The sequence below is a fragment of the Halopseudomonas sp. MFKK-1 genome, from assembly GCF_027474385.1.
In the GTDB taxonomy this organism is placed as follows: Bacteria; Pseudomonadota; Gammaproteobacteria; order Pseudomonadales; family Pseudomonadaceae; genus Halopseudomonas; species Halopseudomonas aestusnigri.
Map to the genome: position 1 here is coordinate 1,003,607 of NZ_CP114836.1, position 15,741 is coordinate 1,019,347.

16 protein-coding genes are annotated in these 15,741 nt (G+C 60.8%); 10 read left to right on the plus strand and 6 right to left on the minus strand.

Annotated features, from left to right (window positions below; genetic code table 11):
* Nucleotides 1-22: 22 nt before the first annotated feature.
* The 3 genes from O5O48_RS04530 to O5O48_RS04540 all read right to left on the minus strand — a co-directional run bounded on the left by O5O48_RS04530 (nt 23) and on the right by O5O48_RS04540 (nt 5,431).
* The gene (locus O5O48_RS04530; RefSeq protein WP_269688274.1) at nt 23-3,121 is read right to left on the minus strand and encodes an efflux RND transporter permease subunit; all 3,099 of its coding nucleotides are present in this window, start codon (nt 3,119-3,121) and stop codon (nt 23-25) included.
* A gap of 1 nt (nt 3,122) precedes the next feature.
* Complete coding sequence (locus O5O48_RS04535; protein ID WP_269688275.1) at nt 3,123-4,235, minus strand: efflux RND transporter periplasmic adaptor subunit; 1,113 nt, start codon at nt 4,233-4,235, stop codon at nt 3,123-3,125.
* A gap of 65 nt (nt 4,236-4,300) precedes the next feature.
* Nucleotides 4,301-5,431 carry a thiolase family protein gene (locus O5O48_RS04540; protein ID WP_269688276.1) on the minus strand — a complete coding sequence of 377 codons (1,131 nt, stop codon included), beginning with the start codon at nt 5,429-5,431 and terminating at the stop codon, nt 4,301-4,303.
* 228 nt (nt 5,432-5,659) lie between these two features.
* On the opposite strand from O5O48_RS04540, the gene O5O48_RS04545 reads away from it, so the two are divergent.
* From O5O48_RS04545 to O5O48_RS04555, 3 genes are read left to right on the plus strand one after another with little or no spacing between them, the layout of a single operon-like run.
* A complete protein-coding gene (locus tag O5O48_RS04545; RefSeq protein ID WP_269688277.1) occupies nt 5,660-6,253 on the plus strand; it encodes a TetR/AcrR family transcriptional regulator in 594 nt (197 codons plus the stop codon).
* Nucleotides 6,243-7,124, plus strand: coding sequence for an alpha/beta hydrolase family protein (locus O5O48_RS04550; protein WP_269688278.1), 882 nt, complete (start codon nt 6,243-6,245; stop codon nt 7,122-7,124). Before O5O48_RS04545 ends, O5O48_RS04550 begins: the two co-directional genes overlap by 11 nt.
* Nucleotides 7,125-7,143: 19 nt before the next feature.
* Entirely contained in the window at nt 7,144-7,575 is a 432-nt protein-coding gene (locus tag O5O48_RS04555; protein ID WP_269688279.1) for a PaaI family thioesterase, read from the plus strand.
* A 116-nt stretch (nt 7,576-7,691) separates the two neighbouring features.
* Here the strand turns inward: O5O48_RS04555 and O5O48_RS04560 are convergent, their stop codons facing one another.
* Nucleotides 7,692-8,384 (minus strand): type 1 glutamine amidotransferase domain-containing protein, encoded by a 693-nt coding sequence (locus O5O48_RS04560; protein ID WP_269688280.1) that lies wholly within the window; start codon nt 8,382-8,384, stop codon nt 7,692-7,694.
* Between the two features lie 143 nt (nt 8,385-8,527).
* Here O5O48_RS04560 and O5O48_RS04565 point away from each other — a divergent pair, with 143 nt between their 5' ends.
* The 3 genes from O5O48_RS04565 to O5O48_RS04575 are packed head-to-tail and all read left to right on the plus strand — an operon-like array spanning nt 8,528 to nt 10,904.
* Nucleotides 8,528-9,271, plus strand: a complete 744-nt coding sequence (locus O5O48_RS04565; protein ID WP_269688281.1) for a 5-oxoprolinase subunit PxpA — start codon at nt 8,528-8,530, stop codon at nt 9,269-9,271.
* Entirely contained in the window at nt 9,268-9,966 is a 699-nt protein-coding gene (gene pxpB, locus O5O48_RS04570) for a 5-oxoprolinase subunit PxpB (protein WP_269688282.1), read from the plus strand. The genes O5O48_RS04565 and pxpB overlap by 4 nt, the downstream gene beginning before the upstream one ends.
* On the plus strand, nt 9,963-10,904 hold the full coding sequence (locus O5O48_RS04575) for a biotin-dependent carboxyltransferase family protein (protein WP_269688283.1): 942 nt from the start codon (nt 9,963-9,965) through the stop codon (nt 10,902-10,904). Before pxpB ends, O5O48_RS04575 begins: the two co-directional genes overlap by 4 nt.
* A gap of 87 nt (nt 10,905-10,991) precedes the next feature.
* Here O5O48_RS04575 and O5O48_RS04580 read toward each other — a convergent pair whose 3' ends face one another.
* Both O5O48_RS04580 and O5O48_RS04585 read right to left on the minus strand, forming a co-directional pair.
* Nucleotides 10,992-11,216 carry a DUF2798 domain-containing protein gene (locus O5O48_RS04580; protein WP_269688284.1) on the minus strand — a complete coding sequence of 75 codons (225 nt, stop codon included), beginning with the start codon at nt 11,214-11,216 and terminating at the stop codon, nt 10,992-10,994.
* Nucleotide 11,217: 1 nt separating this feature from the next.
* The gene (locus O5O48_RS04585; protein ID WP_269688285.1) at nt 11,218-11,724 is read right to left on the minus strand and encodes a DUF2938 domain-containing protein; all 507 of its coding nucleotides are present in this window, start codon (nt 11,722-11,724) and stop codon (nt 11,218-11,220) included.
* Nucleotides 11,725-11,806: 82 nt separating this feature from the next.
* On the opposite strand from O5O48_RS04585, the gene O5O48_RS04590 reads away from it, so the two are divergent.
* From O5O48_RS04590 to O5O48_RS04605, 4 genes are all read left to right on the plus strand, one after another.
* A complete protein-coding gene (locus O5O48_RS04590) occupies nt 11,807-12,241 on the plus strand; it encodes a helix-turn-helix domain-containing protein (RefSeq protein ID WP_269688286.1) in 435 nt (144 codons plus the stop codon).
* A 711-nt stretch (nt 12,242-12,952) separates the two neighbouring features.
* The gene (locus O5O48_RS04595; RefSeq protein ID WP_269688287.1) at nt 12,953-13,543 is read left to right on the plus strand and encodes a hypothetical protein; all 591 of its coding nucleotides are present in this window, start codon (nt 12,953-12,955) and stop codon (nt 13,541-13,543) included.
* 60 nt (nt 13,544-13,603) lie between these two features.
* Nucleotides 13,604-14,374 carry a hypothetical protein gene (locus tag O5O48_RS04600; RefSeq protein WP_269688288.1) on the plus strand — a complete coding sequence of 257 codons (771 nt, stop codon included), beginning with the start codon at nt 13,604-13,606 and terminating at the stop codon, nt 14,372-14,374.
* Between the two features lie 93 nt (nt 14,375-14,467).
* Nucleotides 14,468-15,415: a DUF4062 domain-containing protein gene (locus O5O48_RS04605; protein WP_269688289.1), complete on the plus strand. Its 948-nt coding sequence runs from the start codon at nt 14,468-14,470 to the stop codon at nt 15,413-15,415.
* Nucleotides 15,416-15,741 lie beyond the last annotated feature (326 nt).

Sequence of the window (15,741 nt, forward strand, 5' to 3'; positions counted from 1 at the left end):
CCGTTGAATGCCGGTCATCATCTTACATCGAATGACCGGCCGCCGCCTCTGTCGATCCCGCTGCTGCCGACGAACGTGTCTGTCTGCCCAGCACCAGCGCACACAGCGCTGGCAGGAACAGCAAGGTCAGCAGTGTGCCCATGGTCACCCCGCCGATCAGCACGAATGCCAGCGACGACCAGAACACCGAGAAGGTCAACGGCACGAACGCCAGCGCCGCCGCCAGGGCGGTCAGCACCACCGGCCGGGCACGCCGCACGGTCGCCTCGACGATGGCCTCGCGAATCGCCATTCCGGCGTGCTGGTTCTGCTGAATCTGGTCGGTAAAGATCAGCGTATTGCGCATCAGAATGCCGCCGATACCGATCAGCGCCAGAATCGCGTTGAAGCCGAACGGCTGGTTGAACAGCAGCAGCGCCGGCACCGCCCCGATCAGGCCCAGGGGCGCGGTAGCGAAGACCATGAACATCAGCCCGAACGAACGCACCTGGAACATGATCACTACCAGCATCAGCAGAATCATGATCGGGAACAGCACCGCCAGCGCCTTGTTGGCAATCGCGCTTTCCTCCACCGGCCCGCCGATGATGATGTGATAACCGGCCGGCAGGTTCTCGACGATATCGCCCAGATCCCGGTAGGCGGCCATGGCTGCATCCGGCGGCTGGGTCCCGGCAACGATATCGGCGCGCACCTCGAAGGTCAGCTCGCGGTCACGGCGGCGCAGGATCGGGTCCTCCATGACCGGCTCGAACTGCCCGACCTGGCGCAGCGCAATCGCCTGACCGGCGTCATTGGTGATGGTCAGATCATCGATGCTGTCCAGATTCTGGCGCTGCGTCTCGACCGCGCGTACCACCACCGACACCGTGCGCGTGCCCTCGCGCACCTCGGTGATCGGGTTACCCGAGAGCAGCGCGTTGAGCTGCGACTTGACCTGGGCCGGGGTAAAGCCGAGCAGGCGCAGGCGGTCCTGATCCAGCACCAGCCGGTAGCTGCTGGCCTTCTCGCCCCAGTCGATAAAGGTGTCGCGGGTCAGCGGATTGGCCTCAACCCGCTCGCGCACCTGCTCGGCAATGGCACGCAGTGGCCCCAGCTCAGGCCCGCTGACGCGGAATACCACCGGGAACGGCACCGGCGGCCCGAACACCAGCTGGGTGACCCGCACCCGCGCCTCCGGGAATTCCCCGGCGCTGACCCGCTCACGCAGGCGCGCAATCAGCGCATCACGGGTGCCGGCGTCAGGCGTCTGCACGATCAGCTTGGCAAAGGCGGCATCGGGCAGCTCCGGGTTAAGCGACAGGAAGAAGCGCGGTGCGCCGCCGCCCACGTAGGAGTCGACCATCAGGGTCTGCGGCTCGGCCATGATCGCCCGCTCGACCCGCTCCACCACCGCCTCGGTGTTCTTGAACGCAGTGCCCGGCGGCATGTAGACCTCGACGATGACCTCCGAGCGGTCGGAGTTCGGAAAGAACTGCTTGTTGACCAGCTTCATGCCCATCACGCAGAGCACGAAAGCCGCCAGCACAAGAGCGGTCACCAGCCAACGCTGACGCACGCAGAACAGCACGGCGCCGCGCAGGCGCTGATAGACCGGGCCATCATAAAGGGCATCATGGCCACCTGGCTTGGCGGCAATGTTCGGCAGCATCTTCACCCCGAGATACGGCGTGAACACCACGGCCACGACCCAGGAGGCAATCAGCGCAAAGCCGACGATCCAGAAAATGTTGCCGGCGTATTCTCCGGCACCGGAGCGGGCGAAACCCACCGGCAGAAAACCGATGATGGTGACCAGCGTGCCGGTCAGCATCGGCGCGGCGGTGGACGACCAGGCGTAGGTAGCGGCGCTCAGCCGGTCCATGCCTTCTTCCAGCTTCACCACCATCATTTCGATGGCGATAATGGCATCGTCCACCAGCAGCCCGAGCGACAGGATCAGCGCGCCGAGGGTGATGCGATCGAACTCGCGGCCGGTCATCATCATCACCACAAACACCACCGCCAGTGTTAGCGGTACCGCTGCGGCCACCACCAGCCCGACCCGAAAGCCCAGCGCCACCAGGCTGACCAGCATCACCACAGCAAGCGCGACGAAGAACTTGAGCATGAACTCGTCTACCGCCTTGCGGATCTTGCTGGCCTGGTCCGAGACCTTGGTGAACTCGATGCCCAGCGGCAGATTCTGCCGGACCTGCGCCTCGTGCGCCTGCAGCGCACTGTCGAGGTCCAGCCCGTTGAAGTGCTTCTCCATGATCACGCCGAGCATCAATGCCGACTCACCCTGATGGCGAATGCGATAGCTCGGCGGATCTTCATAGCCCTGCCGCACCTCGGCCACATCAGCGATGCGCAAGACCCGGCCGTTGGCGACTACCGGCACGTTTTCGATCTGCTCCAGACTGTCGAACGCGCCATCAAGACGGATATAGGCCCGCGGCCCGGCGGTTTCCACCGAGCCGGACGGCGCCACTGCGTTCTGCCGCGCCAGGGCGGTAAAGATCTGCTCCGGCGTCAGCCCCAGGGTTGCCAGCCGCTGATAGGAGAACTCGACGTAAATGCGTTGCGCCTGTTCTCCGAGGATGTTGACCTTCTTCACCCCCGGCAGCTGCAGAAAGTCCTGACGCATGCGCTCGGCCAGCTGCACCAGCTGGCGGTGTGGCAGTTGCCCGGCCTCCAGCGCGTAGAGCGCGAAGTAAACGTCGTTATATTCATCGTTGAAGAACGGACCGGCGACGCCATCGGGCAGCTTGCTGGCTTCATCGCTCAGCTTCTTGCGCGTCTGGTAAAACAGTTCGGGCACCAGCGCCGGCGGGGTGGAATTGAGAAACTGCACCTTCATCGACACGAAACCCGGCTGCGCGGTGGTCTCCACCCGGTCGTAGTAGTCCAGCTCCTGCAGCCGCTTTTCCAGCCGGTCAGCGACCTGCTCCTGCATTTCCCAGGCGGTCGCCCCCGGCCAGACGGCGGTGATGGTCATCACCTTGACGGTAAACGACGGGTCTTCAGCCCGGCCCAGCTTGCTGAAAGCAAAGGCCCCGGACAACAGCACCGCGATAATCAGAAACAGCGTCACCGCCGGGTTGCGAACCGCCAGCGCAGACAGATTGAAACGGCTCATGTCAGAGGCTCCGTGCAGCGTCGGTCCCGACCAGCTTGCCATCGGGCAGCGGCGTCACCGCATCCCCCTCGTGCAGCAGATGCGCGCCCAGCGCCACCACCCGCTGGCCATCCTCAAGGCCGGCGCCGAGTAGCGCAAACTCCTGCCCCAGGCGCACGACCTCAACCGGGGTAAAGCGCACCCGGCTGTCCTCATCAATCACCCAGACGCCGGTGCCCTCGCCCTGATCCAGCAAGGCCCCGATCGGCACCTGCAGCCGGGGCGCCTGTTCGCGCGCCTGCAGGCGGATGCTCACGGTCGACCCAATCGGCAGCGACTCAACGGCGCTGTCCAGCACATAACGCGCGCGGTAGGTGCGGGTGACCGGATCCGCCACCGCCGACAACTCGCGCAGGGTCGCGCCAATCGGTGTATCCGGCTGCCCGAACAGAAACGCCTGGGCCGGGCTGTCGGCCAGCGTCCGCTGGGTTTCCGGAATACTGATCACCGCCTCGCGGGCACCGCTGTGCGCCAACTGGGCAACTACCTGACCGGCGGCAACCACCTGCCCCTGATCAACCAGCACCTCGGTAATCACCCCGTCGGCATCAGCGGTCAGGGTGGAATAGCCACGGCGGTTTTCCACCTGCGCGGCGTCGGCACGGGCCGAGGCCAGATTGGCTTCGGCGACGCGCAGTTCGGTTGCCAGTTGATCGTAGGCCTGACGGGAGACGGCGCCGCTCTCTGTCAACTGACGATAGCGCTGCTCATCACTCTGCAACTGACGTACCGAGGCTTCGGCCGAGCGCACGCGCTGGCGGGCGGCCCGCAGGGCCAGCTCAAAGTCGTCCACATCGAGCACCAGCAACACATCCCCGCGCTTGACCCGGTCACCCGGATCAACCCGCCGCTCGATCACCTCACCGGCGACGCGGAAACCCAGCTCGCTTTCGGTGCGGGCAGCAACAACGCCGGTAAACAGGGCACCATCGCGGGTAACCGGGTGGACCTCCATCGACAGCACCAGCCGCGCCGGAGCCTCGCTGTTATCGGCAACGGGTGCCGCTTCCTCGCGGCATCCGAGCATTCCACCCAGAATTCCTACCAGCACGGCCAGTTTGGCTGCGGACCTCATGTGTTCTCCCTGCGGGCCAGCTGGCCCAATTCAATTGTTATTGCTTTATACCGAGACGCATGGCGCTAAATGGCCTCCAGCAGCGTCGCTACCCCCTGACCACCGGCAATGCACTGGGTGGCCACAGCGTAACGGCCGCCCGTGCGCTTGAGTAGCGCCGCCGCCTTGCCGGTGATGCGCGCACCGGTCGCACCCAGCGGATGCCCCAGCGCCAGTGCGCCGCCGTCCAGGTTGACGCGTTCCAGCGGCATGCCCAGTTCCCGCAGGCAAGCCAGTGACTGGCTGGAAAACGCCTCGTTGATTTCCATCAGGTCGACATCATTGATTGTCAGACCGCCGCGGGCAAGTACTTTACGCGTCGCCTCGACCGGCCCCATGCCCATGATCTCAGGTGCGCAGCCACCCACTGCGGTGGCCTTGATGCGCGCCAGCATCGGCAGATTGTGGCGCCGGGCAAAGTCTTCGGTGCAGACCAGCACCGCGGCGCTGCCGTCGGTCAGCGGCGAGGATGTACCGGCGGTGACAACCCCGCCAAAGGCCGGTTTCAGGCCAGCCAACGCCTCCATGCTGGTCCCCGGACGGATGCAGCCATCTTCGCTGACCACCCCGTCCGGCGTCGTAACCGGCACGATCTCATCGGCCAGCAAGCCCTCGTCACGCGCCTTGGCGGCCTTGCTGTGCGACAGCACCGCCAGCGCATCCTGGTCCTCGCGGCTCACATCAAAGCGCCGCGCCACTTCCTCGGCGGTATGCCCCATCGCCATGTAGACCTCGGGAAATTCCTGCAGCAGGGTCGGATTGGGTGAGGGGGTGAAGCCGCCCATCGGCACCCGGGTCATCGACTCGACCCCGGCAGCGATATAGGCCTCTCCGGCGCCGAGCAGCAGTTGCCCGGCGGCAAAGTGGATCGCAGTCATCGACGACCCGCAGAAACGGTTCACCGTCACGCCACCCAGGGTCTCGGGGAAGCCGGCACGGAAGCTGGCAATACGCGCGACATTGGTGCCCTGTTCACCCTCGGGGTAGGCGCAACCCATGATCACATCTTCCAGCAGGGCAGGGTCCAGATCGAGCTTTTCCACCAGGCCGCGCAGCACCTGTGCGGCCAGATCATCCGGGCGCAGATTGATCAGCCCACCCTTGCGGGCGAACTGGAATGGGGAACGCAGATAACCGGCGATAACGATGGAGGTCATGGCATTGCTCCTTGGGGTAAGAGGGCGCTGACACCTTTTGAATTACGGTCATAATTTAAATGGACGCATTTAAATGTCAATCATAATTTAAAACAGCAGAGGTCACCGCGCGCCCACACGTCTTGCGCAGGGTCACGACATGCCGTGACCGGCAGGAGAGCTAAACGCTTGTCGCCTGGCCGTACATCACGCTTTACTCCATAGACCGATCGGTCTATAACTAGCACCATGAGTAAAGAAGATAGCCGCCATATCCTCGTCAAAACCATGCAGAGCGCCTTGCAAAGCAAGGGGCTGCACGGCGTTGGCCTGAACGAGATCCTGAAAACCGCAGGTTTGCCGAAGGGCAGCCTGTATTACCACTTTCCCGGCGGCAAGGAAGAGCTGGCGCTGGCCGCCATTGCCAACGCCGAGCAGGAGATGACGCGGTTTCTGGAGCAGATGTTTGCGCGCTTCGATGACCCGCTGGAGGCACTTGCCGCCTGGATCGACAGCGCGCTGCAGCGTATCGCCGCCAGCCGCTTCAAGCTCGGCTGCCCGCTGGCGGCCGCCGCACTCGACTGCTCGCCCGAGGACACCGATCTGCTGCTCGCGCTGAACGGCGCGTTCGGCAACCTGCGCGACCTGCTGACCCGACAGATCAGCCGCGCCGGCTTCCCCGCCGAGGCCGCCGCCGACCTCGCCGTGCTGGTGCTGACCAGCTACGAGGGCGGGCTGATGATGGCCCGCGCCGCAGGCAGTACCGACCCGATCGAGCGTTCGTTTCGCGCTCTGCTCAGCCACGTTCGCCTGCAACAAAAGGAGTTTGCCAATGGCCACTGAATCGCTCGCCCCGCAAGGCCTGACCCTGACCGCCGCCGATGGCTACCAGCTCGCCGCCACCCTGTACCCGGCCAGCGAGCCACGCGGGCAGATTCTGGTCGGCAGCGCCACCGGTGTGCCGCAGGGCTTCTACCGGCGCTTTGCCGAGTTCGCCGCTCGCAACGGCTTCACCACCCTGACGCTGGATTACCGCGGCATTGGCGCTTCCGCGCCGGCCAGCCTCAAAGGCTTCGAGATGGATTATCTGGACTGGGCCGACAAGGACCTAGCCGCCGGCGTCGACTATCTCGGCCAGCAGGATCTGCCGCTGTATCTGGTCGGCCACTCGTTCGGCGGCCACGCCTTCGGCCTGCTGCCCAACCGCGATGCCATCGACGCCGTCTACACCTTCGGCACCGGTGCCGGCTGGCACGGCTGGATGCCCAAGGGTGAGCGCCGCAAGGTGCAGTTCATGTGGAATCTGGTGCTGCCGCTGATCGTCGCCATCAAGGGCTATCAGGCGTGGAACTGGCTGGGCCTCGGTGAAGATCTGCCCAAGGGCGTTTACCGCGACTGGAAACACTGGTGCCGCTTCCCGCGCTACTTCTTCGATGACCCGAAGATGGCCTGGCTGACCGAGCACTTTGCCGCCGTGCGCACACCGATTGTCGGCGCCGTCTCGCTCGACGATCTCTGGGCCGGCCCCGAGTCACGTGACGCCTTTATGAGCGCCTTCAGCGGCGCCGCCTATCAACCACGGGATATCGACCCCAAGGCCCTCGGCCTCAAGCCGCTGGGCCACATGGGTTACTTCCGACCCTACGCCGAACCGCTCTGGCGCGATGCGCTGGACTGGTTCGCCAGCCAACCCCGGGCTGCCGCTGCGGCCTGATCGACTCAAGGAACACGCAATGAACCCGAAAGACATGACCGGCCTGCAGATCATGCAGGCCGCCGCAGCCGGTCACCTGCCGATAGCGCCGATTGCCCAAACCATCCCCATGCAGGTCAAGCTGGCCGAAGAGGGCCGCGTGGTATTTGAAGCCACCGCCGACGAAAGCCACACCAACCCGCTCGGCGGCGTACACGGCGGCTTTGCCGCCACCGTCATGGACTCGGTCACCGGCTGCTCCGCGCACACGACTCTAGCCGCAGGCGAAGGCTACGGCACCATCGAACTCAACGTGAAGATGTGCAAACCCGTGCCCTTCAACAAAACGCTGATCGCCGAAGGCAAGGTCATCAACAAGACCCGCCGGCTGATCATCAGCGAAGGGTATCTGCGCGACGAAAGCGGCTCGCTGTATGCCTATGCCACGGCGACCAATATGATTCTCAGCTAGAAGCTGGAAGCCTCAAGCCTCAAGCCTCAAGCCTCAAGAATGGTGGACTACGGGAAGGCCGAGTTCCAACTCGGCCACCGCTATGCACCCACGTCCGCTGGTCGAGCGGGAGCACCTCACACCCCCGGCAACACCTTCAACAGCGTCAGCAGCTCACGCGCCGCCTTCTCGGATGACGCCGGGTTCTGGCCGGTGACCAGCAGGCCATCCACCAGCACATACTCGCCCCAGTCCTCGCCTTTGCTGTAGACGCCGCCCTTGTCCTTCAACGCGTCTTCCAGCAGCAGGGGCACCGCATCGCTCAGGCCTACCGCGTCCTCCTCCGCATTCGAGAAGCCGGTTACCCGCTTGCCGCCAACCAGTGGTTCGCCGTCCGCCGCCCGGGCGTTGAGCAACACCACCGGCGCATGACACACCGCGCCGATGGGCTTGCCTGCGCGGGAAAAGGCATTGAGCAGCGCCACCGAATCCGGATTGTTGTGCAAATCCCACAGCGGGCCGTGGCCGCCGGGATAGAACACCGCATCGAAGTCGTCTGCCGACACCTCACTCAGTTTCACCGTCTGTGCCAGCTGCGCCTGGGCGGCGCTGTCGGCGTCAAACCGCTTGGTCGCCTCGGTCTGCGCGTCCGGCTCGGCGCTCTTGGGGTCCAGCGGAGGCTGGCCGCCCTTGGGCGAGGCCAGGGTGATTTCGGCACCGGCGTCGCGCAGCACGTAATAGGGCGCGGCAAACTCCTCCAACCAGAAGCCGGTTTTATGGCCGGTATCGCCAAGCTTGTCGTGTGAGGTGAGAACCATGAGAATCTTCATATCGCTCCTCTCTACAATCGATGAACCAACGGCTGTGACGCGAACGCGCGCCAGACAGCATGAATACACAGTAAATCCGGCAGCAATCGACGCAAATGGTTCAGTCTCGCCGCGCCGGTGACAGCACAGGACAACCAGCAACCATGCAGCCGCTACAACTCAACTGCGACATGGGCGAAAGCTTCGGCGCCTGGACCATGGGCATGGACGAGGCCGTGATGCCGCATGTGCACAGCGCCAACATCGCCTGCGGCTTTCACGCCTCCGACCCGTCCACCATGCGCCGCACCGTCGCGCTGGCGGTGCAGCACGGCGTGCGTATCGGCGCCCACCCGGCCTACCCGGATCTGGTCGGTTTTGGCCGCCGCTCGATGGCCTGTTCCGCGCAGGAAGTGGAAGACCTGCTGCTCTACCAGCTCGGCGCGCTCGACGGCATCTGCCGCGCCGAAGGGGCCAGCCTCAGCTACGTCAAACCCCACGGCGCGCTCTACAACGACATGATGAAACAACCCGCGCTGCTCACCGCCGTGATGCGCGCCGTCGCCCGCTTCAACCCGCAACTGCCGCTGATGCTGCTGGCCCGCCGCGACAACAGCGAAGCCGAGCAACTGGCCGCGGAGCAGGGCATCGGCCTGCTGTTTGAAGCCTTCGCCGACCGTGGCTACGACCCGGACGGCTACCTGCTGCCGCGCAATCGGCCCGGCGCCGTCCATCACGACCCGGAGCGTATTCTGGCCCAGGCGCTAAGCTTCGCCAGTGGTAAGCCGATCACCGCCAGCGACGGCAGCCAGCTGACCCTGCGCGCCGACAGCCTCTGCGTGCACGGCGACAACGCCGAATCGGTCGCCGTGGTCGCCCGTATCCGCGCCGCACTGGACGCCCTGTGAACCTGCGCATCGAGAGCGCAGCCATCGACAGCCTGATGGTGCGGCTGTTTGATCAGATCGACGAAGCCAACATGCCCTGGCTGATCACCGCCGCAGAAAACCTGCGCGCAGCCTTCGGCGCGCAGCTGATCGATCTGGTGCCGTCCTACACCACCTTGCTGCTGCACTACGACCTGCACGCCCTGAGCGAAGCAGACGCCATCGCGCTGATCCACAGCAGCCTGCACAACCTGCAGCCGCTGGCGAATGAGACCGGCACCCTGCACGCCCTCCCGGTCTGGTATCACGAGAGCGTCGGCCCCGAACTGACCAGCATCGCCCAACGCGCCGGGCTCACCCCCGAGCAGGTGATCGAGCAGCATTGCAGCCGCGACTACCCGGTGTTCACCCTCGGCTTCGCACCCGGGTTTGCCTACATGGGGCTGGTGGATGAAGCGCTTGCGTCCGCCCGCCTCGCCACCCCGCGCCAACGCGTACCCAAGGGCAGCGTCGGCATCGCCGAACGCCAGACCGCCATCTACCCGCTGACCTCACCCGGCGGCTGGAACCTGATCGGCCGCTGCCCGCTCACCCTGTTCAGTGCCGAGCGCGGCAGCCTGCTGCAACCCGGCGACCGGGTGCGCTTTGTGTCTATCGACCACGCCGAATTTATCCGCCTGGGCGGCGACGACACGGCGATGGAGGCCAACGCATGATCGAGCTGCTGGTCGAACACAGCCTCGGCTTTGCCCAACTGCAAGACGGCGGCCGCTTTGGCGTGCGCCATCTGGGCATCACCCAGGGCGGCGCGCTGGACTGGGTCGCCATGCAGCAGGCCAACTGGCTGCTTGGCAACGCCGCCGATGCCCCCGTGATCGAAATCCCCCTTGGCGGCCTGCAACTGCGCGCACAAGCCAGCGGCTGGCTGGCGCTGACCGGCGCCGACCTGAATACCCGGCTCGACGACCAACCACTGACACCCGGTCAGGCATTTCAGCTGCACCACGGCCAGACCCTGCGGTTCAACAGCCCCAAGCGCGGCGTACGCGCCTACCTCGCCACCCCCGGCGGCTTTGCGGCAGAACCGGTGATGGGCGCCATCGCTACCGTCATGCGCGAACAGCTCGGCGGCCTGCATGGCAATGGCCGCGGCCTGCACAACAGCGACCGCCTGCAGGGCAAGGCCAGCGATGCAGAACCGCGCGCTCTGCCCGCAGACGCGCTCTGGTATCCGGGTAATGAAGTCGTGCTCGACCTGATCCCCGGCGCACAAATCGCCGCTTTCGCCGGTGCAAGCCTGTTCGCCGCCTTCAACCAAAGCTGGACCCTCGACCAACGCGCCGACCGCATGGGCATGCGCCTCACCGGCCCCGCGCTGCGCTATCAGGGCCAGCCGCTGATCTCCGAAGGCATCCCCCTCGGCGCCGTGCAGGTACCGCCAGACGGCCAACCGATCATCCTGATGAACGACCGCCAGACCATCGGCGGCTACCCCCGGCTGGGCGCAGTCACACCGCTGTCGCTGGCGCGGTTGGCGCAGTGCGCGCCGGGGCAGAAAGTGAGGTTGCGGGTGGTGAGTCAGGAAAGCGCGAGGCGGGAGATGCTGAACGTTATCAGCGCCCTGCAAGCACAGGGCGCACCATTCGGGTCGTAGGGTGGAGAAAAGCGCAGCGTTGTCCACCAAGCGGCATCTGACGCTACGCGGAGTTGGGGCATACGCCGTCCGACGCTCCACCACCACTCACACCGTCAACCACCCCACCAGCCGCCGCACCCAAGGCGCTACCAGCGTCACCGTCGGAAACGCCACCGGCCAGGTCAACGCGCAGCTTCTGAGCCACGCCGCAACAAAGTGCTCGTCAAAGCCTTGGGTGGCCGCAATCACAAAGGCCGACACCAAGGTCACCATGATCGCCGACAGCAACGCGCCAAACACAATCGGGGCAAAACGCGCAGGAATAGCCATGTCAGACTCCTTTAACAGCATTGAGAAGCAGCGCTGAACCATACAGGCCCAAACCAAACACGCTATGGGTGATCAGGCTCTGCAAGCGCGCAGCGTTCGGGCGTGGCGTGCGACTCGCCGCAACGCCTGCGCCCATGCCGCCTGCGCCCATGCCGGGCTGCATCAGCAAAAAGGGCGCCGCCACCGTAACGATGCCCCAAACCAAAGCGGGCAATAACGTAGGCTGACGAAGCCATTCAGCCCCGCACATCGCCACCAGCAACAGCGCAAACACCACCCCAATCAGATAATGCGCGCCCCAGCCAAGCAGCCGTTCCGCAGGCACCGGTGAAGCCGCAGCGATGCGCTCATGCCGAAAGCGCCCCTGCTTCATATGCCCCAACCAACGCCCCACCAACCCATAGTCCGCTGGCGGAATCCCCAGCAGCTGTTTACGCACCAACCCCCACGCATCCATCACCAGCGTTGCGCCAATTCCAATGATCACCGCGCTCGCAATCTCATTCATTTTCTGCCTCCTGTGAGTTGCCCTATACGGGCAGAAAATGCACGATGCCACTTAAAGTCGACTTGAAGTCAAGGGCGCACCAATGGACATTAACGAGGTCTCGAAAGCATCCGGCCTGCCGGCCTCAACGCTGCGGTATTACGAAGAAAAGGGGCTGATCAAATCGATTGGCAGACGCGGCCTGCGCCGGGCATTTAACCCGCGCGTGGTGCAGCAGCTGGCGCTGATCGCACTGGGCCGCGCGGCGGGGTTTTCACTGGATGAGATTGCGCAGATGTTCTCGCCAGACGGCCGCCCCGAGATTGATCGCGAACAGCTGTCCAACCGAGCCGACGCACTGGACCGCAAGATCCGCCAGCTCAGCAACCTGCGCGACGGCCTGCGCCACGCCGCCGCCTGCTCCGCGCCCAATCACCTGGAGTGCCCTAAGTTTTGTCGGTTGATGGATGCGGCGGCGATGGCGGCGAAAGGTAAGAAGACGCGAAAGAGAAAGGTGAGTCCGCCAGAGGGGGTGTGAGTGCAGCCTCAACGTCATGTCAGCCGATACTCGCACCAACCGCAGGGGCACAGCGTGCTGCGCCCATGCTGCCGTCACCACAGCACCATTGCTCAACATACGCGCCACCTTCTAACTCGCTTTTCGCCTTCCCGGCGAGCCAAGGTGGGCTGCTTGCCCAGCCCCCCTTAGCAATCCCCCGGGGCACCCGACTACGCGGCCCTTCGGGTTCGCTGCGTTGCTCGGGCTGACGGGGAGCCGTAAAACTCGGCGCTTCGCGCCTCAGACATCCTACGGCTCTTTTTCCCGCCAGCCCTGCGCTACTCGCCCGCGTAAACGGGAATTGGGTCCGTGCATTCGCCACGTTCGCAGATGCGGGCAAAGCCGCGTTACTTGATCTAGCCTTTAGCCGTATTCAGGGTTGGCAAACGCGGCGTGTAGTAGCACTATCAAATCACCGCACTTCTCGCGGCCCCATCAGGAGGCATGGATGCTAGATAGACTCTACTCATTTCACTTCGGAAATCACCTGCGTGCAAACCCAGAACGCCGACTAACGAAACATCAAGCCTCGCGCGGCTTAAGAGCACGCGCGCGAGATGACCATTACTGCGTTGAAGGACAAGAGCATCCGAAGCAGCCTAATTCGGCGCCATGCCGAGTGTTAAAGTTAACGCGATCAAATCACTGTTAAGCAATAAGCGGCATTCAAAGAGAATGAGTATAAAAAAGATGCTTGCTTACGCGGGAATTGTAATTTCAGTTATTGCAATTATTGTTTCAATAAGAAGCTGCCAAATTTCGCAGGACGCACTCGACATTCAGTCTCAGCAGGCATATGCACTTAATTTGACCAACTACGTCGGCGTCTACTCCGACGACAATAAAACACTTTCCATAAAGACTACCAATCCGAACGTAACGCTACAAAGCATGAAGGTATATTACCCATCCGAAGTTTCGGATATAGCATGGGATGTGGAACAGCCAAGCTTCCTTCTTCACTTGACCTCACCCATTTTTGAAATAAAAAGAAAGGTTGAACAAGAGATTGAGCAGCAAGAAGGAATTGTAAAAATTCTCGATGGAGGAAGGATCCCAATAATAATAGAATCAAACTATCTATCTAATGGTTCTGGCTTCCTTGAGAAGTCGTTGTACTCGCTAGATTTTGAGGGAATCATCTGGGAAGAAGTAGGCAGAAGCCCTGACATAAAAATTAAAGGAATTACGTTCATTAATCGCCTTCCTATTACAACGGTGCCTACAGAGTACTTGGACGCACTGACTGGAGCGAGCACCCAGCAAGCTCTTCCAGACTGACGCCAAAACACTCCGACGCCGGCGCAGCTGAAGCCGGCGCAAACCAAATTAGGAGCAGTCTTGGAAGAAAAAGAATATATACAAAAAGCTAGAGACTATTTACTCTCGTTTGAACAAGTGACTAATGAAATAATCGATAGCCATCTTAATCACTGGAAATCCCGAAAGCCAAAGACAATTCCCGAGCTTTTTCGGGCATCTCTTCTCCATGCCCAAAATCGCAGGGGCATGCCGAATAGCATTGGCAACATTGAGGGCTTGAGGTCTGTTCTTTTCGATTTTTCACCATCCGAGGTATCAAAAAAATATCAATCTTGGTCTGAGCTGTTTGATGCAATATCCCGAGGCAATTACAAGCCACCAGGTAGGCTTGAGAAAGAAAACAACAAGAGCCACTGGGTAATTTACTGTAAATCGATAGTTTCCATTGCCGAATTCTTGTCCACTTACTCTTCAATCGAAGAGTTTGATAATTTTGTTCATGGATTCCTTACGAATAAACATTCTCGCTTAGCGCTCCCATTGCTTTTAAAGGAAGAAATTTTCGGTTTTGGTTTTGCGTTGGCATGTGATTTTCTCAAAGAGACCGGCTACCCAGACTTCGTGAAGCCAGACACCCATATCAATGATATTTCAAGAGGCCTGGGTATCACCGACGCAAAGAATGATTTTGGCGTTTTTAAAGATCTCGAGGCGTATTGCCAGCGTATAGATATGTTGCCTTATGAAGTCGACAAGCTATTTTGGTTGGTAGGCAGCGGGCGTTTCTATCTCAACAATCTAAAAGTCAACACCTCAAAGTGGGATTTTATAAAGAACATCAATAGTTAATCACCGGCTGTCGCCAACCTGTTTGCGAGCACCGCGCACCTCCAAACCGGCGACCACGCCTGAGCATTAGTAATAAATGGAGGTTGAGGAAAAATGGCCAAACCCAGAATTTTCGTGAGCTCAACGTACTACGACCTGAAACATATCAGGGCTGATCTCGAGAGGTTTATTCGCGAGCAAGGCTATGACCCCGTCCTTAACGAAAAGGGTCATATACCTTACGGCAGTGAAAAAAAGCTTGAAGAATATTGCTATAAAGAGATTGAGCTTTCCGACGTTCTAATCTCGATTATTGGAGGGCGTTTTGGGTCCGAATCAAAGGAAGAAAAATACTCGATTTCCAATCTAGAGCTGAAAACGGCAATAGACCGAGGAAAACAGGTTTATATATTTGTTGAAAATTCAATACTCCACGAATACAAAACCTACGAATCAAACAAGGACAATCAGACAGTGAAGTATACGTCTGTCGACGACGTTCGCGTATTTAAATTTCTTGAAGAGGTATACTCACTTCCGCTCAACAACCAACTCAAAGGATTCGATACAGTCCAAGAAATAAACAGCTACTTGAAAGAACAATGGTCAGGTCTTTTTCAGAGGCTATTAAGTGAAAACGCAAGACAAAAAGAAGTAAACATTATTGAAGACCTAAAAAGCACCTCCAAGACATTGAATCAGCTAGTCTCCTATCTAATTGACGAGAAGTCCAGAGGAGACCAAGCGGTGAAAGATATTCTCTTAAGCAACCACCCTGCTTTCGACGAACTTAGAAGAAAGCTGAATATCCCATACCGTGTTATCTTTCAGAACTACGAAGAGCTCAATCAGCTAGTTACGGCGCGACAGTTCGAAGAAGAAGATATGTTTGACGACTGGAGCAAAGAAGGGTTTCATACCTGGAAGCAAAAGAAGCGAGATATCTACCTTAGAGTGAGCCATAAAATATTCGAGTCAGAGAACAAGCTTAAGATCTTCACTCCAAGCGAGTGGGACCCAAACTATATAGAACTAGACGACCAAGAAGACGTCCCATTTTAATAAAAAATAGCCATTGCCGAATCGCTTAACCTATGCGCGGCCTCAGAGCTGCCGCAAAGCTGTGCTACATAAAGGTTATAGGCTGCATTATCTGAGTCTATCGCTCCTAATACTTGACCATAAGAGCTCGCCCCTTCGGTCAGCAGCAAGAACGCGACCCAATGCACGGACCCAAGGGTCCCCGTTTACGCGGGCGAGTAGCGCAGGGCTGGCGGGAAAAAGAGCCGTAGGATGTCTGAGGGGCGAAGCCCCGAGTTTTACGGCTCCCCGTCAGACCGAGCAACGCAGCGAACCTGAAGGGCCGCGTAGTCGGGGTGGCCTAGGGG